Annotated in this window: 25 protein-coding genes and 1 riboswitch; of the genes, 10 read left to right on the forward strand and 15 right to left on the reverse strand. The window is 42.1% G+C overall.

What is annotated here, in order from left to right; genetic code table 11:
- Nucleotides 1-16: 16 nt before the first annotated feature.
- Together ACRRMM_RS15945 and ACRRMM_RS15950 are read right to left on the reverse strand one after the other, a co-directional pair.
- Complete coding sequence (locus ACRRMM_RS15945) at nucleotides 17-478, reverse strand: DUF523 domain-containing protein (protein ID WP_039169309.1); 462 nt, start codon at nucleotides 476-478, stop codon at nucleotides 17-19.
- A 348-nt stretch (nucleotides 479-826) separates the two neighbouring features.
- Nucleotides 827-1,285: a MarR family transcriptional regulator gene (locus ACRRMM_RS15950; RefSeq protein ID WP_125590869.1), complete on the reverse strand. Its 459-nt coding sequence runs from the start codon at nucleotides 1,283-1,285 to the stop codon at nucleotides 827-829.
- 207 nt (nucleotides 1,286-1,492) lie between these two features.
- Here ACRRMM_RS15950 and ACRRMM_RS15955 point away from each other — a divergent pair, with 207 nt between their 5' ends.
- Together ACRRMM_RS15955 and ACRRMM_RS15960 are read left to right on the forward strand one after the other, a co-directional pair.
- Nucleotides 1,493-2,260, forward strand: coding sequence for a GNAT family N-acetyltransferase (locus ACRRMM_RS15955; RefSeq protein ID WP_125590867.1), 768 nt, complete (start codon nucleotides 1,493-1,495; stop codon nucleotides 2,258-2,260).
- 137 nt (nucleotides 2,261-2,397) lie between these two features.
- Nucleotides 2,398-2,775 carry a hotdog domain-containing protein gene (locus ACRRMM_RS15960; protein ID WP_048002330.1) on the forward strand — a complete coding sequence of 126 codons (378 nt, stop codon included), beginning with the start codon at nucleotides 2,398-2,400 and terminating at the stop codon, nucleotides 2,773-2,775.
- A 42-nt stretch (nucleotides 2,776-2,817) separates the two neighbouring features.
- On the opposite strand, the gene ACRRMM_RS15965 is transcribed toward ACRRMM_RS15960, so the two are convergent.
- A complete protein-coding gene (locus tag ACRRMM_RS15965) occupies nucleotides 2,818-3,990 on the reverse strand; it encodes an MFS transporter (protein WP_008343877.1) in 1,173 nt (390 codons plus the stop codon).
- 77 nt (nucleotides 3,991-4,067) lie between these two features.
- Nucleotides 4,068-4,167: riboswitch (purine riboswitch) on the reverse strand.
- A 400-nt stretch (nucleotides 4,168-4,567) separates the two neighbouring features.
- Here ACRRMM_RS15965 and proS point away from each other — a divergent pair.
- Together proS and ACRRMM_RS15975 are read left to right on the forward strand one after the other, a co-directional pair.
- Complete coding sequence (proS, locus tag ACRRMM_RS15970) at nucleotides 4,568-6,001, forward strand: proline--tRNA ligase (protein WP_035703007.1); 1,434 nt, start codon at nucleotides 4,568-4,570, stop codon at nucleotides 5,999-6,001.
- Between the two features lie 308 nt (nucleotides 6,002-6,309).
- Nucleotides 6,310-6,486 (forward strand): hypothetical protein, encoded by a 177-nt coding sequence (locus tag ACRRMM_RS15975; RefSeq protein WP_017358723.1) that lies wholly within the window; start codon nucleotides 6,310-6,312, stop codon nucleotides 6,484-6,486.
- Between the two features lie 52 nt (nucleotides 6,487-6,538).
- On the opposite strand, the gene ACRRMM_RS15980 is transcribed toward ACRRMM_RS15975, so the two are convergent.
- The 10 genes from ACRRMM_RS15980 to ACRRMM_RS16025 all read right to left on the reverse strand — a co-directional run bounded on the left by ACRRMM_RS15980 (nucleotide 6,539) and on the right by ACRRMM_RS16025 (nucleotide 12,058).
- Nucleotides 6,539-7,315 (reverse strand): sulfite exporter TauE/SafE family protein, encoded by a 777-nt coding sequence (locus ACRRMM_RS15980; protein WP_017366514.1) that lies wholly within the window; start codon nucleotides 7,313-7,315, stop codon nucleotides 6,539-6,541.
- 58 nt (nucleotides 7,316-7,373) lie between these two features.
- Entirely contained in the window at nucleotides 7,374-7,604 is a 231-nt protein-coding gene (locus tag ACRRMM_RS15985; RefSeq protein WP_008343881.1) for a sulfurtransferase TusA family protein, read from the reverse strand.
- 34 nt (nucleotides 7,605-7,638) lie between these two features.
- Nucleotides 7,639-8,766 carry an MBL fold metallo-hydrolase gene (locus ACRRMM_RS15990; protein WP_213406347.1) on the reverse strand — a complete coding sequence of 376 codons (1,128 nt, stop codon included), beginning with the start codon at nucleotides 8,764-8,766 and terminating at the stop codon, nucleotides 7,639-7,641.
- Nucleotides 8,767-8,781: 15 nt separating this feature from the next.
- The gene (locus ACRRMM_RS15995) at nucleotides 8,782-9,339 is read right to left on the reverse strand and encodes a sulfurtransferase TusA family protein (RefSeq protein ID WP_428828748.1); all 558 of its coding nucleotides are present in this window, start codon (nucleotides 9,337-9,339) and stop codon (nucleotides 8,782-8,784) included.
- A gap of 52 nt (nucleotides 9,340-9,391) precedes the next feature.
- Complete coding sequence (locus ACRRMM_RS16000; RefSeq protein WP_428828747.1) at nucleotides 9,392-9,748, reverse strand: rhodanese-like domain-containing protein; 357 nt, start codon at nucleotides 9,746-9,748, stop codon at nucleotides 9,392-9,394.
- Between the two features lie 14 nt (nucleotides 9,749-9,762).
- Entirely contained in the window at nucleotides 9,763-10,245 is a 483-nt protein-coding gene (locus tag ACRRMM_RS16005) for a DsrE/DsrF/DrsH-like family protein (protein WP_035390623.1), read from the reverse strand.
- A 125-nt stretch (nucleotides 10,246-10,370) separates the two neighbouring features.
- Nucleotides 10,371-10,631 carry a metal-sensitive transcriptional regulator gene (locus tag ACRRMM_RS16010; protein ID WP_003217059.1) on the reverse strand — a complete coding sequence of 87 codons (261 nt, stop codon included), beginning with the start codon at nucleotides 10,629-10,631 and terminating at the stop codon, nucleotides 10,371-10,373.
- Between the two features lie 122 nt (nucleotides 10,632-10,753).
- A complete protein-coding gene (locus ACRRMM_RS16015) occupies nucleotides 10,754-11,218 on the reverse strand; it encodes a DMT family transporter (protein WP_052320711.1) in 465 nt (154 codons plus the stop codon).
- Between the two features lie 13 nt (nucleotides 11,219-11,231).
- Nucleotides 11,232-11,660, reverse strand: a complete 429-nt coding sequence (locus ACRRMM_RS16020) for a DMT family transporter (protein ID WP_041091707.1) — start codon at nucleotides 11,658-11,660, stop codon at nucleotides 11,232-11,234.
- A gap of 83 nt (nucleotides 11,661-11,743) precedes the next feature.
- On the reverse strand, nucleotides 11,744-12,058 hold the full coding sequence (locus ACRRMM_RS16025; protein ID WP_008343888.1) for an ArsR/SmtB family transcription factor: 315 nt from the start codon (nucleotides 12,056-12,058) through the stop codon (nucleotides 11,744-11,746).
- 118 nt (nucleotides 12,059-12,176) lie between these two features.
- Between ACRRMM_RS16025 and ACRRMM_RS16030 the strand changes: the two genes are divergently transcribed.
- The gene (locus ACRRMM_RS16030; RefSeq protein ID WP_052320712.1) at nucleotides 12,177-12,683 is read left to right on the forward strand and encodes a hypothetical protein; all 507 of its coding nucleotides are present in this window, start codon (nucleotides 12,177-12,179) and stop codon (nucleotides 12,681-12,683) included.
- A gap of 360 nt (nucleotides 12,684-13,043) precedes the next feature.
- Here ACRRMM_RS16030 and ACRRMM_RS16035 read toward each other — a convergent pair whose 3' ends face one another.
- Nucleotides 13,044-13,880 (reverse strand): helix-turn-helix transcriptional regulator, encoded by an 837-nt coding sequence (locus ACRRMM_RS16035; RefSeq protein WP_025206654.1) that lies wholly within the window; start codon nucleotides 13,878-13,880, stop codon nucleotides 13,044-13,046.
- Nucleotides 13,881-13,983: 103 nt separating this feature from the next.
- Between ACRRMM_RS16035 and fabF the strand changes: the two genes are divergently transcribed.
- From fabF to ACRRMM_RS16060, 5 genes are all read left to right on the forward strand, one after another.
- On the forward strand, nucleotides 13,984-15,216 hold the full coding sequence (fabF, locus tag ACRRMM_RS16040) for a beta-ketoacyl-ACP synthase II (protein WP_428828746.1): 1,233 nt from the start codon (nucleotides 13,984-13,986) through the stop codon (nucleotides 15,214-15,216).
- A 156-nt stretch (nucleotides 15,217-15,372) separates the two neighbouring features.
- Nucleotides 15,373-17,436 carry a thioredoxin domain-containing protein gene (locus tag ACRRMM_RS16045; protein ID WP_428828745.1) on the forward strand — a complete coding sequence of 688 codons (2,064 nt, stop codon included), beginning with the start codon at nucleotides 15,373-15,375 and terminating at the stop codon, nucleotides 17,434-17,436.
- A 152-nt stretch (nucleotides 17,437-17,588) separates the two neighbouring features.
- Entirely contained in the window at nucleotides 17,589-18,359 is a 771-nt protein-coding gene (locus tag ACRRMM_RS16050; RefSeq protein ID WP_017358711.1) for a SurA N-terminal domain-containing protein, read from the forward strand.
- A gap of 218 nt (nucleotides 18,360-18,577) precedes the next feature.
- Nucleotides 18,578-19,912, forward strand: coding sequence for a glycerol-3-phosphate transporter (glpT, locus tag ACRRMM_RS16055; protein ID WP_008343899.1), 1,335 nt, complete (start codon nucleotides 18,578-18,580; stop codon nucleotides 19,910-19,912).
- Between the two features lie 92 nt (nucleotides 19,913-20,004).
- Nucleotides 20,005-20,886 (forward strand): glycerophosphodiester phosphodiesterase, encoded by an 882-nt coding sequence (locus ACRRMM_RS16060; protein WP_017358710.1) that lies wholly within the window; start codon nucleotides 20,005-20,007, stop codon nucleotides 20,884-20,886.
- Nucleotides 20,887-20,926: 40 nt separating this feature from the next.
- Here the strand turns inward: ACRRMM_RS16060 and ACRRMM_RS16065 are convergent, their stop codons facing one another.
- Complete coding sequence (locus tag ACRRMM_RS16065; protein ID WP_035390629.1) at nucleotides 20,927-22,315, reverse strand: amino acid permease; 1,389 nt, start codon at nucleotides 22,313-22,315, stop codon at nucleotides 20,927-20,929.
- Nucleotides 22,316-22,520 lie beyond the last annotated feature (205 nt).

Here is a 22,520-nt window from a genome sequence, read left to right on the forward strand (position 1 = left end):
TCAATTCACGCCATCCCTATACAAACAGCGAGGTCCAATCATCCTCCTCAGAGAATACTTGAATCCCATGCTGTTTCAGCAAGGCAGACGTCACACCGTCCCCAGCCTTTGTCTTCCCGTTAAACTCTCCCCGATAGATCATCCGGCTTCCGCAAGAAGGGCTGTACTCTTTTAACACGACGGATGTTGCGCCAAGAGTCTGAACCTGCTTAAGCGTGTCTTGTGCACCATTTACATACATCTCTGTCACATCTGTTCCATGAACATCAACAACAGAAGCCTGCCCCCGTAAGACATCATGACCATCTCCACCAATAATTTCTGCGGGAGGTCTTGGTGTAGAGAAGCCGCCAAGCAGCTCAGGGCAAACTGTTACCGCCTTTCCTTCCTGCACAAGCTCCTCGATACGTTGATCTAATCGATGGCTGCCATTATAACGGACCTTTAATCCCGCAAGACAAGCGCTGACAACGATCATGTATGTTCCTCATTTCTATGTATTGAACGTTTTTTGCTGACTTTAAAATAAATCCATAAAGGCAAACAGAGTATCGTGTACATCAGAAAGGGCAGAGCACAATACAAAACAGCCGCCCAAATGGACCCTTCAACTCCTGTCATCCCAAAAAAATAAACAAATAATAGCAAGCTGACAAACAATCCGACGAACGGCATGATAAAAACATACTTTTTAAAATTTTCCATCATCTCTTTCACCAACACGGCACCCTCCCTCAATCATCATCACGAACAACGTCAATATATGTTAATTTTACCATAAAAAAACCGAAAGCATCTAGTTTATAGAAAGCTTTCGGTTCGTTTTTTATATCTTTTCCTTCCAAGTCTTTAAGAAGCGCTCGATAACCTGTAGCTCGCCTTCATTAAATTCATGGAGGAATTCTAAATAGGAGGAGACTGCCTGTTCATGAAGCTCATCATGCAGTGCCGCCAGCTGTGTACCTTCCTCTGTCAGTGAATAATAGACGGATTTCTTGTCACCTTGCCGGTGGCAATAGTCGACCATGCCTTTTTCGATGAGCTTTTTCACAGCCTTTGTAATGGCGGGTTTTGATAGTTTTAGTTGTTGTGAAAGAAATGTATTATTGGATTCGTTAGGGTTTGCTTGAATCATAGATAAAATATGAAGCTGTGTAAGTGTCCAATCTTGCTTGAGTGTATCAGTCGTGGTAATCAGTGGATCTGTTGGATCGTTCCGTTTCTTTTCCCTATGCATAATCAAATCTTGAATCGCTTTTAAGACAATCTGCTCTTTTGTTTCCATCTGAACCTCCACTCTTAACTGGTTAATAAAATGGTACTAATAATCAATAAAGGAGTCAAAAGAAATGTGGAGATGAGGAAAAGAATGGGTCATCAGACCTGATAAATAAAAGAACTTTTTTACTAGATTACAAGAGACGGCACAATTTCCTTTTCTTTGCTATCATTTATGATAGGTAACCCTCAATCAAAAAAAGAAGGTGAGAGAATGAAAACAGAGCAGCAAATGGCCATTCGCCAGTTAGAAGAAAAAATAAATTTGTTTTCTTCTGTTGTCAACGGATCGTTCCTATCAACAGAAGATTTCGTTCTATCAAACACGCATATATCAACTGACACGTTCAATTTATTATTACCGATTTCAGCGCACATACAAGATCAACAAAAAGTGGAAGCTGCCATCGAACAAATGCAGCAACAGCAGCTAACATTCAGCACATGGATCACTCAAAGCCTGCTCCACCCCGATTGGTCGAATATCATGCAGAAATATGGGCTTCAAGAAGTGGAACGCAATACCATCATGATGCTTGAACATACAAACGACATCGATCAAAGGACCTCTCAATCGCTTACGATCAAGGAAGTGACTGACGATCAAACTTTTCTCGATTATCAACATTTATTTATCGAACTTTTCGAAGGATCACCTGAGGCAATCGCTTTAAACAGCTATTTCCAGCGCTTTTCGATTGAACGATTACACCCGAGTACCCGCATGTTCGTTGGATATGAACTCAACAAACCGGTCACAACGGGCTTATTGATTGAAACAGCAGAAAGCTACGGTATTTATGATGTCATCACAAAGGCAGAACACCGCGGAAGAGGACTTGGCAGTGACATGTTTCATTACCTTCTGACCCAGACAGATAACAAACAAAAGTGTGTGATGTTACAAGCCTCAAATGACGGCAAACATATCTATCAGCGTGCCGGATTTCAACCAATTGGAGAAATGGTTGTTTTTGAATAGAAGATGACATTTTTCCTGACTTATCAAGGGCAAAGAAAGGTAGCCTGTCTCTTCTTTGCCTCCAACATCTCACCATAAAAATGAATGTACATTCATTCACTCCTTTGGTACATTTAAAAAAAGGAGCTGAAAAACAGATGGTTCGACCAGGCGATCAATTTCAAACAAGCAAAACCTATACGCATGAAGATGTGATTCAATTTGGCGAGATGACAGGTGATCTTGGCAAACATCATACCGAGCTAGATGATCAAGGCAGGCTCATGGTACACGGTTTTCTCACAGCAAGTCTAGCCACGAAGCTTGGCGGTCAGTTTCATTTTATCGGTCAAGAGATGACATGTACCTTCATACGCCCTGTTTATACAGGTGACACCATTACCTGCCAGATGGCCGTCACCAAGGTAGAACCCCTTGAAAAATACCATCGAGTCTACCTTTTTTCCCGTTATATCAATCAGCATGGAGAAGAAGTCATTACTGGTAAAAGCGAAGGTGTGGTTTTCAAAAAATAAAAAGCTGCCTATGATGAGGCAGCTAAACGATCTTATTCTCTTCTATTCAGCGTGATGCTGACGATCCATATAAAGCGGCGGTCTCTTTAATGAAATCACTGCACAGCTAAAGGCAATCAGCACAAAAACAGCGCCGAATTTAGCCAAATCAACAGATGAACCGGTCATTGTAAACATGACGCCGCCCACTGCTGATCCAATGGAAATCCCAATTTGCAAAGCGGATGTGTTCAAACTCTGCTGAATATCAGACGTCACAGGGTCTGTTTGAATCAAATAGCTCTGCAAAGCAGGTGTCAGTGCCCAGCTAAGAGCACCCCATAGGACAACCATCACCATAAAGAGCATAAACACTCCCGCTGTATAAGGAAGGATAAACATCACAATGGCAAACGCCATGGTCACAAGCAAAATGGCTTTTCCTGATCCTAATTTGTCACTCAGCCAGCCGCCAAATCCATTCCCGCCAATCGACGCAAGCCCGAAGACCAAATAACAAATACTAATCCAAAACGGAGTCATATGCAGAACTTCCATCAGAAATGGCGTGAAATAAGAATACAGCATATAATGACCAGCAAGCATGAACAAACTAATCAAATGTGCACTGAAAATTTTCGGATGCCCTAAAGAACGAATTTGTTCTTTAAGCGGCGTGACTTTTTCAACAGGCATTTTCTCCAATAGAAAATAAATGAGTACCATAGATATGGCTGACAGAATACTGATTCCTAAAAACATCACTCTCCAGCCAAAGCTCTCTGTAATAAAAATACCGATCGGTACACCGAGAACAAGTGATGAGCTAATCCCAATAAAAATCAGACCTAATGCTTTCGCTCGATGCGCTGGTTCCACCAGCTTGGCGGTAATCGTCAATGATAGTACCACAACAAGCGCTGTACTCATGGCAATCAAGACCCTAGAGATCATGACAAGGGTAAAGGTGGAACTAAAATATGTGAATACATTGCCTAATGTAAAGACCAATAATGCGATTAAATAAAGACGCTTTCGTTCGATTTTGGCTGTGACGGTCAGTAGCACCGGTGCTGAAATAGCATACACAATCGCAAATACCGTGATCAGCTGCCCAGCTGTCGCAAGAGACACATTGAGATCCTCTGCTAAACTTGGTAAAATGCCCCCGACCACAAGCTCAACTAATCCAACCGCAAAAGTAGAAACAGCTAATAAATAAACTCTCCAGTTCATGTCTAACATCCCTTCTCTATATCATGGCTTTCACTTTTGATACAGGGTGCAGACAAACAAAAAAACCCTGATTACAAAAAAGGAAAGCGCGCTTTTGTAATCAGGATTTATCGGATCCTGGTAGAAACCCTCAAACCATATTATTGAGGTTATACAAGTCTATTTTTTTCTTCAAATATATTAGCATAGCCTTCCATAACGTGCAAGCTGCAAAAACAGAAAGTGTTTGCCAATGGCTCAGCAACATAAACGACCTCAGAAGGGCATGAAATGAACTTGCGGACCAACTTGCTTTCTCCCCCATTTACAGGTAAACTGATGAAAAATCAACGAACAAGGATCAACGTAGATCTGGAATAGTAGCTTGAATTGATCTTTACCAGAGAGGGAACGGTGCTGAGAAGTTCCTACTGACATCTTCAAGTGAACCTGCCGATTTAGTTCTGTTTCATACAGCGGTTCATACCGTTATCATGATCGAGTGTAAAGCTGTGCTTTAAATTAGGGTGGTACCACCAGGAATGGTCCCTAACTTAAAGCACAGCTTTTTTGTTTTTTTAAAAGGAGGAAAAAGACGATGTCAAAGAAACAATTTGTTGAGAAAATTACAAGCATGGAAGACGACTTTGCCCAGTGGTATACAGATGTTGTCACAAAGGCGCGTCTCGTCGATTATTCAAGCGTTAGAGGCAGTATGATCATTCAGCCATACGGTTTTAAAATTTGGGAAAATATTCGCGACGAACTTGATCGTCAAATCAAAGAAACGGGTCACGAGAATGTCTATATGCCGCTCTTTATCCCAGAAAGTCTGCTCCAGCAAGAAAAGGATCATATCGAAGGCTTTGCTCCTGAAGTGGCGTGGGTGACACATGGCGGTGATTCGGAATTACAGGAAAGACTCTGCGTCAGACCAACATCCGAGGTGCTGTTCGCCGAGCATTATAAAAACATCATTCATTCCTATCGTGATTTACCGAAGCTATATAACCAATGGGCCAATGTCGTCCGCTGGGAAAAGACAACACGTCCATTCCTTAGAACCCTTGAATTCCTCTGGCAGGAAGGGCACACTTGTCACGAGACTGAGCAAGAAGCGATTGAAGAAACAGAAAGAATGCTTCATATCTATGCGTCTATTTGTGAAGAGCTTCTAGCGATCCCTGTCATTAAAGGCAGGAAAACAGAGAAAGAAAAATTCGCTGGCGCCCGCTTCACCTATACGGTTGAAAGCTTGATGCATGATGGAAAAGCCCTGCAAACCGCCACTTCTCACTTCTTCGGCAACGGATTTGCCAAGGCGTTTGGCATTGAATTTTTAAATCGAGAAGGAAAATTAGAGCATGTCCAGCAAACATCATGGGGCTTCACCACAAGAATTATTGGCGCTATGATCATGGTGCATGGCGATGACAGAGGACTTGTCCTGCCGCCAAACATTGCGCCAACCCAAGTACGTGTTGTGCCAATTGCTTCCCATAAAGAAGGTGTCCTCGATCATGCCTATGAATTAAAGGATAGACTCGCCCGCATCGCACGCGCTGACATCGATGCAAGTGATAAACAGCCTGGCTGGAAATTCAACGAATGCGAAATGCAGGGCATCCCATTACGCGTAGAAGTGGGACCAAAGGATATGGAAAAAGGTCAGGTGATGCTCGCAAGACGAGACACTGGTGAAAAGCAAGCCGTCACATTAGATGCACTTGAACAAACCATCACGTCCACGCTTGAAGACATTCAGCAGACGATGTACGAAAAAGCAAAAGAACGATTACATGAAAAAACATCAAACGCCCACACAATCGAAGACATCGAGCAGCTTCTTGCCGAAGAAAACAGGTTGATCAAAGCCATGTGGTGCGGCGATGAAGACTGTGAAAACGACATCAAAGAGAGAACAGGGGCGACATCACGCTGTATCCCGTTTGAACAAGAATCCGTTTCTGACACATGTGTCTGCTGCGGGAAACCTGCTTCTGATATGGTGTTCTGGGCAAAAGCCTACTAATGATGCTTCTGATTGTTGACAAAGGGCTAAAATGAACTTTATTTTAGCCCTTTGTCTTCTTTTCAGCGTGATAGAAAAACTTTGCAACCTAGGAAGGACGAGTACTGGCAGAGCGAATTTGACATTCGCAAGCACCAACACGCAGGGCTGACAAAGAATGCGAGGATTTGTCTACACACTGAAGCATCTTATACGATGCTTCTTTTTTTGTTAAAAAGAGCCAAATATCCATTGACCTCCTTCACACAATCCCCTATAATTCATATTAATATAATCGGTTTTTAAGACTTTAACTGGAGTGGTGATCTATGAAGCGCTGGCTCTCAATATTTAACGAACGTTGTCCAAAATGTAAAACAGCATTAGATGTCTCGAAGTCCAATGCCTTGCAAGGCAAAGTCGTGAAAACATGCCCCAATCTTCATTATCAAAAAGAGTACCACCCTGCACTTGAAACGTATATCGAGCACGATGATATGAAATAAAAAGGACCAACACATGGAAAAGAGCCCTTGCTCTCAGTTGTTGGTCTTTTTTTTATAATAAATCCAGCCAGATTTTAATTGCTGTAGCTGTAATCATCACGGCAAGTGCCCATTGCAAATAAACGGCATTGATCTTCTGACCAATCTTCGCCCCAATCGGCGCAGCAATCAAACTGGCTGCCATTAAGACAAGCGCAGGCATGAACATGACTTGACCAGTCAGCACTTTCCCAGCCGATGCGCCGATCGCAGAGAGAAACGTAATGGCCAGAGACGAGGCAATCGTCATCCGCACAGGGATTTTGAGAATCGATAGCATCACCGGCACTAAAATAAAGGCACCGCCTGCACCTAATACACCGGATACACTTCCGATCACAAAGGCAATACCAGCCGCCAATCCTTTATGAAAGGTCACCTCTCCATCTGCTTCTGCCCGCTGACCTTTTTTCGGAACAAGCATTAAAATGACAGCGACAATGGCAAGCAGACCATAGACTACATTGATGCCTTTCTCTGGAAGGAAATGTGATAAATAGCTGCCTAATAAACTCCCTGCCAATATACTGCTCCCCATATATAAAATCAATGGACGATGTAAAAATCCGCTTTTTCGATACGCCAGCACACCGCCGAGTGTCGAAAATAGGACTTGAATGGCACCAATCCCTGAAACCTCGTGTGCCGATAATGCCATCACTCCGACTAGAGGCGGGATATAAAGCAGCATAGGATAGTTGATCACCGATCCTCCTATTCCGACCATTCCTGATAAGAAGGAACCAATAAATCCGATGATAAATAAAGTAATGAAAAATGCAAAATCCACGCTGGTCTCCTCCTTTGCAAAAGGAAAAGGGGCTCCCTCATAGATACCCCTCTCCCCTTTAGGACCCTTTTCTCACCCAGAACTTCAGCACATGCCCTTCATCTGTCTGCGTGATCAATTCATGTCCGCTTGACTTAGCCCATGCAGCCAAATCAGCTTTGGCCCCTTTATCTGTTGCATGTATTTCTAATACTTGGCCTTCTGCCAAGTCGTTCATTTTTTTCTTCGTCCGAATAATTGGCATTGGGCATGCAAGCCCGGTTACGTCTAAAATGTGATCTGATGTCATCTGATCATCCCTCGCTTCTTTATTTTATTGAACATTATCGAATCGCACAACGGTTTGGACCAATTTCCATGTCTCGCTGCGCTTCCTCGTCTGGATGCAGCTTCCCCATATTGGTAGACCGAATGTCTTGATAAGCGTTTGGCTGTGCAGGGAGATCCTGCGTGACCATTTGTCTAAATACGTCTTCATCTTCAATGTTCAGCCCGTGATTTTCTTCAAACAAAGCGCCTAGCTCCTTCCAAACGCTTCCGTTTTCATTAAGCTCATCCACGATCATATAATGTGCAGGCAGCACAATCAATTCTGCCGAAAGCGCCGTATATCGTGTATAAAGGGTTTCTCTCAAATCACCTACCCAGTCCTCCGCCATACCGGCTAGATCAGGTCTTCCAATCGAATCAATGAACAAAATATCACCTGAAAGGAGGTAACGGCCGTCTACGATAAAAGAGGTTGAACCAATCGTATGGCCCGGTGAATAAAGGGCATGAATATCAATCTCCGTCGCTCCAATCGTCACACGCTGACCTTCTTCAAGGTGATTGTACGCAAATGTCACCTCTTCGGCGTCTTTTGGCGGTAGCCAGTAGGTGGCCCCAGTCTGTTCAGCCAGCTTTTTCCCGCCAGATATATGGTCCGCATGAAGGTGCGTATCAAACACATGCGTCACTGTGACATGATGCTTTTTAGCAAATTGCGTATAGACCTCCGTCATTCTAGCTGCATCAATAATCGCAGCTTCTCCATTCGACATGATCATATACGACAAGCATCCCTTGCCCATTCGCACAAATTGGTACAACTCTCCTCCGCCAGTTAAATCACCGATCTTCACTGGCTCTAAATGCTCACTCCATGCCTTCATGCCGCCTTGCAAATAATGGACCGTTCTGCCTGCCTCTGACAGCATCTCTGCCACCATAATAGAAGAGCCCTCTTTCGCACAAACGACCAGTACATCTAGGTCATCCGGTATGTTCTCCACCATATCCTCTACGCCATCAAGAAGCTCAAAGTAAGGCACATTTAAATATTCAACGGCTTTCCCTTCAATTTTCCAGTCCTGCACATCTGATTCGTTTCGTACATCCAACAAAAAGATCGGCTCTTTGTTGATGATCTTTTTTGTTAACTGTTCTGCTGTCATTGCTTTTACAGTCATTGGTTCATTCAGCTCCTATTTTTCAATCTCTCCTGTCCAGCTGTTCATGCCTGGCACTACATTGATCAATTGATGAAATCCTTTTTCTTTTAACTTTTGAGCGGCTAATTCACTTCTTCTGCCTGAATGACAGATGAGGTAAATGAGCGTCTCTCGGTTCAATTCTTCAGCACGTTGTTCCACCTCGCCAAGAGGAATGTGAACAGCTCCTGGAATATGGCCCGCTTCATATTCATCTGGCTCTCGTACATCTAAAATAAACAATGACTGATCTTCTTTTACCTTCTGTTGAAACATGTTCAACGACATTTCCGAAATCATTGACTGCTCCTCCTGTTTCGCTCCGCCTTTACGAATCAAATGATGAAGCACCTGTCCTTCTACTTTTGTTCCTAAAAATTCATGACCGGCGCTTTTTGACCAAGCTGCTAAATCCGCTGTAGACCCTTTGTCAGTTGCTTGCACTTCAAGCACATCTCCTGGCAAGAGCTCATTCATTTGTTTTTTCGTTTTGACAATGGGCATTGGGCATGCCAATCCTTTTGCATCTAGAATTACTGTTGGTTGCTGCATTGTTTTTCCTCCTTTTATAGGGATGGGGGTATATTTCAAAGCTTATTTATACCTATAATCGCCAAGCATTCATGCCACCCTTGATATTCGTAATGTGGGTAAATCCCTGTTTTTTTAACAATTTAGCCGCCTGCATACTTCTCATCCCGCTTTGGCAGATCACATACACTTCTTTGTCTTTCTCAAGCTCATGCGCTCGTTCCTTTAACTGGAATAAGGGGATATTTTGAAATCCTTTTATATGATTTGTTTGAAACTCTAAAGGTGATCGCACGTCTATCAGCTGTTGATGCCGACTATGCAATTTAGATTTCAGATGAGCTGCGTCCATTTGTTTCACACCCCGTACGGGAAGAAAACGGCTCACAAGCAAAGCGATCACCATGATGAGCAAAAGCATTTGAATCATGTATGGACACCCCCCTAGATAAATAAGTTCACATTCCCGATTTCTGCCTCTGCTAAATACGCTGCCACACCGGCATATTGAATGTCTTCTAGTAATTCATTCTCCTGCAGCCCTAAAAGATCCATCGTCATCGTACATGCCACGAGGTTGATCTCTTGTTCCTTCGCCATATCAATGAGCTGCGGCAGGGTCATGGCATTGTGTTTATTGATCACATGCTTGATCATCTTCGGTCCCATTCCTGCAAAATTCATCTTTGACAGCCCCATTCGATCAGCGCCGCGCGGCATCATTTTGCCAAACATTTTTTCTAAAAATCCCTTCTTCAGTGGCACCATCTCTTCCTGACGCAAGGCATTCAGCCCCCAAAAAGTATGAAAAATCGTCACCTCGTGATCATAAGCTGCTGCGCCATTTGCAATAATGTAAGCGGCCATCGCTTTATCATAATCTCCACTAAATAAAACAATTGTTGTTCGTTTTTTCTGTTCCTCCATCATGATCCTCCTTATATCAATTACCCATTGGGGTATATTGATAACAAAAAATATATACACATACCGGTAAGGGTATATTATAACAAGTAAAAAAATTCGTCAACCTCCAAAGGCTGAGGAATTTCTTACCGGCTTTTCACCAAGAGTTCAACCGCTTCTTTGACAAGCCCCTCTGTATCCTTGCCCTGCTCAAGACTTTCACGGACACACTGTTCAAGGTTTGTACTCACAATCACACCCATTGCCCGATCAATGGCATTGCGTGATGCAGACAGCTGCGTCACCACCTCGCGGCAATCCTTTCCCTGCTCCATCATCGCAAGAACCCCTTTAATCTGCCCTTCAATCCGGCGAAGACGATTCTTCATCTGCTGATTATACTCCACGTTTAACACCCCTTTCTCTTTTCCCTATGATCAGATAGTATACCCTGACAGGTATTTAGTCAAACATGATGAATCATTACAAAAGAGCTGCTGAGAGCAAATGTCGCAGCAGCCCGTTCTCTTTAAGCCCTCGCTTCCTCTCGAGAGCGCTTATTTCCTTTGTAAATAAAATAAAGAGCGATCAGCATAAAAACCAATGCCAATATGCGTTTGAGATCAAGTGAAATCACCAAGCTATGGAACCAGCCAAAATGATCAATGACCATTCCAATGACAAGCTGACCAGCAATCCCCGCAATATTCGCAGCAATGACACCGATTTTCGGAACAGCGATCACTGTCAGGATTAAATAAGCCGTTCCAAGAAAAGCCGCACTCAACTGCCACTTTGGTGCATGCAAGAGATTCAACAGATGGCCGCTCCCAAAGAATAAAATCAGAATGGTCAAAAACATCGTACCCGTTAAAAAGGTCAAAAAGGTCGTTTCAATCGTACCCGCTCTCCTGCTAAACGTACCGTTTATGGAAGATTGCGCACTTAACGTAATGCCTCCGATGAAAGTAAATAAAATTAACAATAATGCCATATCGACTTTCCTCCTAATGAATAAGAATAAGGGCAATGATCATCGAAATGACCGCAAATACCTTCTCTTTGTTTACTCTCGTTCTCTGACTCCCAAGCCAGCCAAAATGCTCAATCACCATACTCATCAGCAGCTGACCAATAATGACAGCAACCATCGTTACCCCCACACCAACGAATGGAACACTCACCACAATAGACGTTAAATACACAACCCCCATCGCTCCGCCAAGCAGTGACCATTTCGGTGCCTTCAACGTATAGGAAAGGTCACCTTTGCCAACAAAGAGCCACAATAAACCCATAATAATTGAACCGACAAAAAAGTTATAAAAACTCGTTTCTAACTGTCCAATTGACTTCCCAAGCTCCGCATAGATGGCTCCTTCAAAACTAAGTGCCGCACCGGCTAATAGTGCAAGCACATAAAAAATTAAACGCATCATCAAATCTCCTTTGATTCAAATATTTATATATCTAGATAAACAGATATATAGAATAGAAAAAAACAGAAATCACACATCCTTTAGATCTCTGTTTTCATATATTGTCCGATCTGTTGGATAAATTCTTCATTTCGTCTATAGTATGTCCATTGTCCATGCCGTACCGATTCAAGCAGACCAGCCTTTTGCATCAAATGTAAGTAGCTAGAGACCGTTGATTGAGAAATTTGCGCCTTTTCTTGAATATCCCCAACACAAACGCCCCCCTTATAACTAACCTCCTTCGGTAAATGAGCGCCTTGCTTAGGAAAATGCTTCTCAGGTTCCTTGAGCCACTTTAAAATATTCAACCTTGTTTCATTCGATAATGCCTTAAACACATCAATAGGTTCCATGGCAGACATTGTATATCTAGAAATACCGATATGTCAAGCCATTGCATATTCACCTCTAAATTGGTAAAAAGGAAATAATCAACGCTATAAGGAATATTTCAAGGAAAGAGGGCAACCCATGACTTTACAGCATTATATTGGATCAAACAAAGAACTGCCGCTTGGTACCATTGGTCAAAATCCTACCTATAAACCATTCTCTGAACTCAATATCAGCATGTTTGATAAAAAACAAAAAAAGCACAAAACCTATCAAAAGGAAGATCTTTTGATAGAAGTATTTGAAACAGAAGAGGATTTCGAAGGCATTCATATTGATTATCTAGATCCCGTCTATGAAGAGGTAAGAGACAAATTCACGCATCCTTTTGTTTATGAATTAGGCATCATTCATTCTCTTCGTGCACTTTTTAAATTCATTGAAAAAGAACTGTCAAAAGGAGAAACCATCGAAATCTATTCTTGTCTAGATGGACTCGAAATGAAAGAACAGGACGATCAATTAGATGTAGAAATTGACCTAAGCAAAAAACGGTTTGGAAAACATATCGATTTTAAAGGGATCGATGAACTGATTGATATGTTTGAATTAGAAAACTTACAATATGTACTGGTGAAGAGGTAGAGGAGAATTGACAAGTTACATCAAAATGCTGTGTTACTAGAGATTGTAGAAGCGTAACCTTGGTACGCAAAGATCCTTTGAAGTTATTCATAGAAAAGCGAATAGAAATGTAACACGGAGGTAGTTGAAGGAACCAAAATTTCCTCAATTACCTCTCTTCAGATCATCATAAACTTTTTCATATTATTTGAACTAGATAAGCGAATAGACGGCATGTCTCAATCAGCGCTACCCAAAGAAGCTAAATGTCATGATTAAGTTTTAAGAAGTAAAAAAATAATTTCTATCATAAATACCTAATTTATTTACTTTCTGAACATGGAAGGATACCTCAAATCTATTCTTCTCTCCAAACAATAGCTAGCCTTCAATTAAACGTTTTAACTTAAGCTCAGTTTCAGTATCCTCAACTGGAGTATAGACGCTGCATCTTAAATCAGTATCCCCATACACTTGTAATGAAGTGAGATTAAACAACATTTTACCTGCCTTAGCATGACGAAATTCAATTAATACTTCAGGTGCATAGCTGATCTCATTTTCATTCCATATTTTACGAAACTCAGGATATGCCTGCTCCATCTCTTCTATAAATTGTTCATACCAGTCGTCCGCCACATACTGTCCATAATACGTTCTAAATATGGCGATATAGCCTCTTACAAAATGCTCCCAATTCACGGCTAAACTTTTAAATTCCTTTCTTGCGAATAGTAAGCGGATGATATTTCTTTCTGCCGGGATGATTTGTTCAAAGTCCAAAAATACATTAGCTGCTGCTTGATTCCACCCAACAATCTGACTTCTTCTATCAGATATAATCGTTGGACAATAACGAAGTTCCTGCAGAATTTTCACTAAAGCCGGACTGATTTCCTTCTCATTCTCAATGATATAGGATTGTTTCACACCTTCCTCTAACGCTAAAGCGTACAAATATCTCCTTTCATCGTTATTTAATTGTAATGCACTAGAAATCGCATCTAATACCGAAGTAGATACTTTTATATCTCTGCCTTGCTCTAACCATGTATACCAAGTAAGACTCACACCGGCTAGTTGAGCTACTTCTTCTCTTCTGAGCCCTGGTGTTCTTCTGCGGGTTCCTACAGGTAAACCAACCATTTGAGGCGTAATTTTCGAACGTTGGTTTTTTAGAAATTCTGATAATGCTTGAAGTCTTGTTTCAGGTTTCATTAAAGTCTCCTTTTAAAATATTATTCATTATACTAGGATAAACAACAACTTGTAATAGGATAACACAATGGCTAAAGTTAATAAAAACAAGGAGGGAATGATCATGAAAAGAGTTGTTATTACTGGAATGGGAGTTATTTCCCCGCTAGGAAATGATATAGATAGCTTTTGGAATCAACTCGTTAAAGGACAATCAGGAATATCTCTCATTGATTCTTTTGATACGACTGATTATAAAACAAAAATAGCTGGAATCGTTCGTGATTTCAATGCAGATGAAATATTAGGGAGAAAAGAAGCAAAACGATTAGATCGTTTTAGTCAGTTTGCCTTAGCAGCGGCCGAACAAGCATTAGAACATTCACAATTACAGTTAGATCAAGTAGATCTTGAACGTTTAGGCGTATATGTTGGTTCAGGAATCGGGGGCATACAATCGCTTGTTGATCAGGTGAATGTATTAGATAAACGAGGTCCATCGAGAGTAAGCCCTAGCCTTGTCCCCATGATGATTTCAAATGCAGCTGCGGCCCAAATCAGCATCAAATTAGGCGCACAAGGGCCATCATTGTCACCGGTCACAGCTTGCTCTATTGGGAACACCTCTATTGGTGAAGCTTTCAATGCGATCCGAAATGATGAAGCAGATATTATATTTGCCGGTGGAGCAGAAGCTGCCGTCAACCAGATATCTTTGGCTAGTTTTGGAAACGCACACGCACTATCTACTAGAAACCAAGACCCAAGTCGAGCTAGCCGTCCATTCGATACAGATAGAGATGGCTTTGTGATGAGTGAAGGCGCCGGTATCTTAGTATTAGAATCATTAGACAACGCAATTCATAGAGATGCACCGATATTATGTGAAGTAGTGGGATACGGGGCTAGTTCAGATGCACATCATATGGTCGCTTCACACCCAGAAGGTAGGGGTGCCTACTTAGCCATGAAGAAAGCATTGAGAAGTGCAGATATATCAATAAGTGAAATCGATGTTATTAGTGCTCATGCAACAAGTACACAAGTAGGGGATCGTTCAGAAGTTCTAGCCATTAAGAAATTATTTGGTGATCTTTCAGGCGAAATTCCAACAACGGCGAACAAGTCAATGACGGGGCACATGTTTGGTGCTGCTGGCGGAGTAGAAGCGATTGCTTTAGTGGAAAGTTTGAGACGAGGAATGATTCCGCCAACTATTAATGTAGAGAAACAAGATCCAGATTGCAATTTAGATGTTGTATTAGAAGCGAGACAGCTTCCATTGAAATATGGGCTATCCAATTCTTTTGGTTTTGGAGGACATAATTCAGCCATCTTGTTAAAACATTACGATTGAAGTGGTGAAGGTGAAATAATGACAAAACAAGGGTTTATTGCCCTTGTTTTTTTCATGATGGGAATACCTCACAGACAAAATATGACGAGCCTCAGCAATCTGATATATTAAATGGAGAAAAGAAAATACTTAAAAAATTGAAAGAGCAGGTGACCCATGCCAAACAACCAAACACCCAACCCACTCATCACGGAAAAATCACCCTACCTCCTTCAACACGCCCACAACCCAGTTCACTGGTACCCGTGGGGGCAAGAAGCACTCGACAAAGCGAAACGTGAAAATAAACCGGTGCTTGTCAGCATCGGCTATGCCACTTGTCACTGGTGCCACGTCATGGCACACGAATGTTTCGAAGATCAACAAGTCGCTGACATCCTAAACGAGCATTTCATTTCAATCAAAGTCGATCGTGAGGAGCGTCCAGACATTGACTCGATGTATATGTCCGTTTGTCAGATGATGACTGGGCAAGGAGGCTGGCCGCTCAACGTGTTTGTCACGCCTGATCAAAAGCCTTTTTATGCGGGGACTTATTTTCCAAAAAGAAGTGCTTACGGCCGTCCTGGCTTCATTGAAGCACTGACGCAATTGCTGGATGCGTATCACAACGACCGAGATCATATTGAATCATTGGCAGAAAAGGCAACAAATAATCTGCGAATCAAGGCAGCAGGGCAGACAGAAAATACGCTCACTCAGGAGTCGATTCACAAAGCCTATTATCAGCTCATGAGCAGCTTTGATACGCTGTATGGCGGCTTCGGTTCTGCGCCTAAATTTCCCGCGCCTCATATGCTCACGTTTCTCATGCGTTATTTTGAATGGACAGGGCAAGAAAATGCGTTATATGCTGTCACAAAAACGTTAAACGGCATGGCAAACGGCGGTATTTATGATCATATTGGTTCTGGATTTACTCGATATTCAACAGATGAAAAATGGCTTGTGCCGCATTTTGAAAAGATGCTGTATGATAACGCCTTGCTGATAGATGCCTACACCGAAGCCTATCAAATCACTCAACACCCTGAGTACGAAAAGCTTGTCCAAGACCTCATTCAATTTATCAAACGAGACATGATGAATCGTGATGGCTCTTTTTATTCAGCAATCGATGCCGATTCGGAAGGAAAGGAAGGGCAATATTACGTTTGGACAAAAGAGGAGATCATGACTCATTTAGGTGATGACCTCGGCACTTTATTTTGTGCGGTCTACCACATCACAGAGGAAGGAAATTTTGAAGGACAGAACATCCCTCATACCATTTCCACCTCATTTGATGACATCAAGGTAGCATATTCAATCGACGACCAAACCCTTTATTCTAAACTGCAATCCGCTCGAAACATCTTACTCACTGTAAGACAGCAGCGACCTGCACCGCTAATCGATGACAAGGTACTCACCTCGTGGAATGCGCTGATGATCTCCGCACTTGCCAAAGCAGGGAGTGTCTTTCATGAAGAAGAAGCCATACGCATGGCAAAACAGGCAATATCTTTTCTAGAAACACACCTCGTCCAGCAGGAACGGCTCATGGTCCGCTACAGGGAAGGGGACGTAAAGCATCTAGGCTTTATCGAGGATTATGCGCACATGCTAACAGCTTATATGTCTTTATACGAAGCGACCTTTGACCTAGATTGGCTGACAAAAGCAAGAGCCGTTGCTGAAAATATGTTTGAACTGTTTTGGGATAAGCAAATCGGGGGCTTTTTCTTCTCAGGCTCAGATGCAGAAGCGCTTATCGTTCGTGAAAAAGAAGTATACGACGGGGCCATGCCGTCTGGTAACAGTACTGCACTCCAACACCTTCTGAAACTAAGCAGAATGATCGGACGTCAAGACTGGATCGAAACACTAGAGAAGATGTTCAGCGCCTTTTACGTCGATGTCTCTTCCTATCCAAGCGGACATACCGCCTTTTTACAAGGACTATTAAGCCAATATGCCGTAAAACGAGAAATCATTATTCTCGGGAAAAAGGGCGATCCGCAAAAAGAACAGCTTCTACAAGCATTGCAAAAACGATTCATGCCATTTGATCTCATTTTAACTGCCGAAACAGGGCAAGAATTAGCAAGGCTCGCACCTTTTGCAAAAGATTACAAAACGATCAACGACAGCACGACAGTCTATATTTGTGAAAACTACAGCTGCCGCCAGCCGATCACCAATCTCGACGAAGCGATGGAACAATTATTTCAAATTTAAGCTGTCATATGATGACTATGAGAAGACAAAATGAGGACAAACAGATAAAAAACATGTCAATCCGCTAACAATTCGTCTGTACGGTTTTATTTTCTCTCTAAAACGGTTAGAATGCGCACTAGATGTTCTCATACCGAAGGGAGAGAAAATAATTGAAAAAAGTATCATATACACTCATTGCTTGCCTGTTATCAGTGGGGCTTGCAGCCTGCTCATCAAACGATGCGAAACAGGATAAGCAAAACGATTCAGCCAACAGCAAGGAAACAACACAAGCTGACCAAAAAGAGCAGCAAAAGCAAATGGAAGAGATGCAAAAGAAATTAGACGCACAAAAAATTGATGATCAAAAGGTCGTTGCGACCGTCAACAAAGATAAAATCACAGGAAGTGAATACAATAGCGCCTTATCGACCATTCAAGGTCAGCTTCAGCAGTCAGGACAAGACCCAACATCTAAAGAAGGCGCAAAAGCTGTCAAAAAGCAAACCATTGATGCGCTAGTAGGTCAAGAGCTCATCCTGCAAGATGCTGAGAAGAAGGGCTATAAAGCCTCTGACAAACAAGTCGATAAACAGCTAAAAGAAGAAAAGAAACAATTTAAAGACAATGCTCAATTTGAAGAAGCACTCAAAAAGAGCGGACTGACAATGGATCAGCTGAAAAGTGATATTGCCGACAGCATCAAATACAGCCAATATGTCGACAAAGAAATTAAATCAGCCTCTGTGTCTGAAAAAGACGTCAAAGCGTACTATGACCAATACGCCGAACAAATGAAAAAACAAAAACAAAAAGCACCTGATTTCAAAGACGTCAAATCACAAATCAAGAAGCAGTTAGAATCTCAAGAAAAGCAAAAAGAAGTACAAAAAGAAATTGATCAACTAAAGAAATCTGCAAAAATTGATGTATCAATTTAACCACTATTAAAAATCCGCCATTGTGCGGATTTTTTTCATCACTTCATGAACTGTTTTTCCAAAATAATGACAAAAGCCTCATCATAAACATCTTCTCCATCCGATATGATGAGAGTACAAAAGAAAGCGTTATCAATTCTTTTGTCTCTGAAAAAGTACAAGATCAAAGACAGACCTCGTACTTTTGTTTCAGTCATATCTACAAGAGGAGGATGTTTATGTTCAAATGGTTTAAACCCGCTCCGCATATCGACAGGCTCGATGATGCCAAAACAGACGAAACCTATAAACGGCTGCGTCTGCAAGTCTTTTTGGGGATCTTCATCGGATATGCGGGCTACTATTTGCTGCGCAAAAATTTCGCATTTGCCATCCCTTATTTACAGGAAGAGGGGTTCACAAAAAGTGAATTAGGCTTTGTACTGGCGGCTGTTTCAATCGCTTATGGCTTTAGTAAATTCATTATGGGGATGATCTCAGACCGGTGTAACCCAAGATACTTTTTAGCCGCTGGACTCTTTCTATCAGCTCTTATCAATATTCTATTTGTCTCATTTCCATGGGTGACATCCAGTGTATGGATCATGTTTTTATTCATGTTCTTAAACGGCTGGTTTCAAGGAATGGGGTGGCCGCCATGCGGACGAACGATGGCACATTGGTTTTCGGTGAGTGAACGTGGAACAAAAATGTCGATTTGGAACGTCGCTCACAATATCGGTGGAGGAATTCTTGCACCGCTTATTACATTAGGAATTGTTTTGTTTGCGACGTGGAAAAGTATCTTTTTCTTCCCTGCCATCATCGCCATTATCGTCTCCTTCGTCATCATTCTTCTCGTACGGGACACCCCGCAATCCGCTGGTCTTCCGCCAATTGAAGAATACCGAAATGACTATCCGGCACAACAATATGAAGATCAAGAAAAAGAATTAACCGTAAAAGAGATTTTATTTAAATATGTACTCAACAATAAATTCCTTTGGTATATTGCCATTGCCAACGTCTTTGTGTACTTTGTCCGTTACGGGGTCGTAGACTGGGCACCTACCTATTTAACAGAAGCAAAAGGATTCTCACCAGAGCATTCACGCTGGTCTTATTTCCTTTATGAATATGCAGGCATCCCTGGTACATTATTGTGCGGGTGGATTAGTGACCGCTTCTTTAGAAGCCGCCGCGCACCAGCAGGCGTCCTCTTTATGATTGGCGTGTTAATTGCGGTTCTCGTGTACTGGTTAAACCCTGCCGGCAATCCAATGGTTGATAATATTGCCCTCATCAGCATCGGGTTTTTAATTTACGGACCCGTCATGCTCATTGGACTGCAAGCCATTGATCTCGCTCCGAAAAAAGCCGCTGGCACTGCTGCCGGGCTGACAGGATTCTTTGGGTATATTGGTGGCTCTGCTTTTGCTAATGCCATGATGGGTGTCGTCGTCGATCACTATGACTGGACAGGAGGTTTCATTTTACTAGTTGGTTCTTGTATCCTTGCGATTGTGTTCCTCGCCATGACATGGAATACAGGAAAACGCGTAGAGCAAGCTTAATGAAAATCACATAAAAGATTCATCTCCGCCCAACATGCCCTTTACATCTATTTCTTATGATAGAGGCAGTTACCGTAAAAGGAGGATAAAATATGAAGAAAAGTAGATTACTTGCTTTCGTGTTACTCTCTTTTGCTTTACTGTCTTTTGGTTGGGTGCCGACCACCATATCGGCACATGAACATCTTTTATCTCCAGATCGCATTTTAACCGTTGCACACCGCGGAGCATCAGGGTATGCCCCAGAGCATACCCTGGCTTCCTACAAGCTCGCCACAAAGATGAATGCAGATTACCTCGAACTTGACCTTCAAATGACAAAGGATGGACACCTTATCGTCATGCACGATGAAACAGTTGACCGGACGACAAACGGAACAGGCTGGGTCAAAGACCTCACACTTGCCGAAATCAAACAGCTCGATGCCGGTGCATGGTTTAACGAAGCCAACCCCGACAAACAAAATGCCCACTTTATTGGACAACAAGTCCTCACATTAGATGAGGTATTACGCTACTTCGGTAAACGAGAAAATTATTATATTGAAACCAAAAAACCAGACATCTATCCGCAAATGGAAGAAAAACTATTGGCCGTCTTAAAGAAACATCATCTTCTTGGAAAACATACGAGAAAAGGGCAGGTCATCATCCAATCTTTCAGCCAAGAAAGTCTATTAAAATTGCAGAAACTCGCCCCTCGGCTTCCAAAAGTACAGCTATTAGATAGAGCGCAAATGACGTCTATTACAGATGATCAGCTCGACTTCATCAAATCATATGCAGTGGGGGTCGGACCGAATTTTAGAGCTTTGACACTTGAAAATGTACAGCAGGTCAGAAGCCACGGACTCCTCCTTCACCCATATACGGTAAACAGCGAAGCAGACATGACACGTCTTCTGCAATACGGCGTCACCGGTCTTTTCACCAATTTTCCAGATGTCTTTCAGCGTGTCAAAGCTTCTCTGTAAACGACAAAAGCCTTGCGGGTCCACTCCGCAAGGCTTTTGATTATTCCACCGTTTGATTAGATGGAGCAGCTTGGATCGGTTTTCTCTTTCCAATCCCAAATATGAAGAAGCTAAGCGCTACAACAATCAAGAAAACAATCCCCACAATAAGAGAAATACGCGTATCCTGATTAATGAGCATAAACACAAGAACCATCAATAAGAAGCCAATCGTAAGATAATTAGAAACTGGTGCTAGCGGCATCTTAAATGGATGCTGATCAAGCGCTGCCCCCTTCGCTTTTCTGAAGCCAATATGACTAATCAAAATGACAAACCAAGGCACCATACCAGGAAGGACACTCGCACTATACACATAAACGAAAATGTTTGGCGGCGAAACGTAATTTAAGACCACCCCAACCGCTAAACCAATCAGCACAGCAAATGTCCCAAAATACGGTACACCATTCTTCGAAATTTTTGTGAAGAAAGCAGGTGCCTGTCCATTCACACCTAATGTATAAAGCATACGTCCCGCACTGAAGATTCCACTATTACAGCCGGACATCGCTGCTGTAATGACAACAAAGTTAATAATACCTGCTGCTGCCGTAATTCCAATTTTCGCAAACGTCGCCACAAATGGACTGCCGAGCGTATTCAGCTGATCCCACGGATACACCGTCACGATGACAAAGATCGCACCGATATAGAAAATTAAAATACGCCAGATGATGCTTTTGATGGCATTTGTCAGCGTCTTTTGCGGATTTTGCGCCTCACCTGCAGTAATCCCAATGAGCTCTACCCCTTGATAGGCAGCAATCACTAGGGATAATGCAAACAAGAAACCGCTAAATCCACCTGTAAAGAATCCGCCGTGCGCCCAAAGGTTAGACAAACCAATCGCTGTTCCACCATTGCCAAACCCAAAGAAAATAATGCCTAAACCTGCAATGATCATTAAAATAATCGTCACAATCTTGATCATCGCAAACCAGAATTCAAACTCACCGAATGACTTAACCGAAATCAAGTTGGCCGCACCTAAAATGATCATGGCGATTAATCCGGGAATCCACGCCGGTAACTCCGGGAACCAATATTTCATATAAGCGCCTACGGCGATAATCTCAGACATTCCAACAATGACCCACTGGAACCAGTTACTCCAAGCTGTCATATACCCCGCAAGCGGATGAATATATTGATGCCCAAATGTAGCAAACGATCCCGTACTCGGTTCAAGATACAACATTTCTCCCATCGCACGCATAATAAAAAAGATAAAAATACCACACACTGCGTACGCGAGAAGAACCGATGGACCTGTCCATTGAATGGCTTTAGCTGACCCCATAAATAAGCCAACACCAATTGTGCCGCCAAGCGCAATCATTTGAATATGACGAGCACTTAACCCTCTCTTTAATTCCTTTTGAGCCACTTCTATTCCCCCTCATCAACAAACAACATAAAAAATAAAAAATCAGAATTTTCATTCTGATTCAAAATCTTCAATCTTTCGATGTATATTATCATAATAAATCTACCCTTAAAAAACAATTGTTTTTTTGAGGAAAACACTATTAACAAAATATTCTGACATAAAAAGATATTCAAATTATTTTATATTGATATATCGAATCAGA

The organism is Bacillus sp. XT-4 (assembly GCF_050864245.1).
Lineage (GTDB): Bacteria > Bacillota > Bacilli > Bacillales > Bacillaceae > Bacillus > Bacillus altitudinis.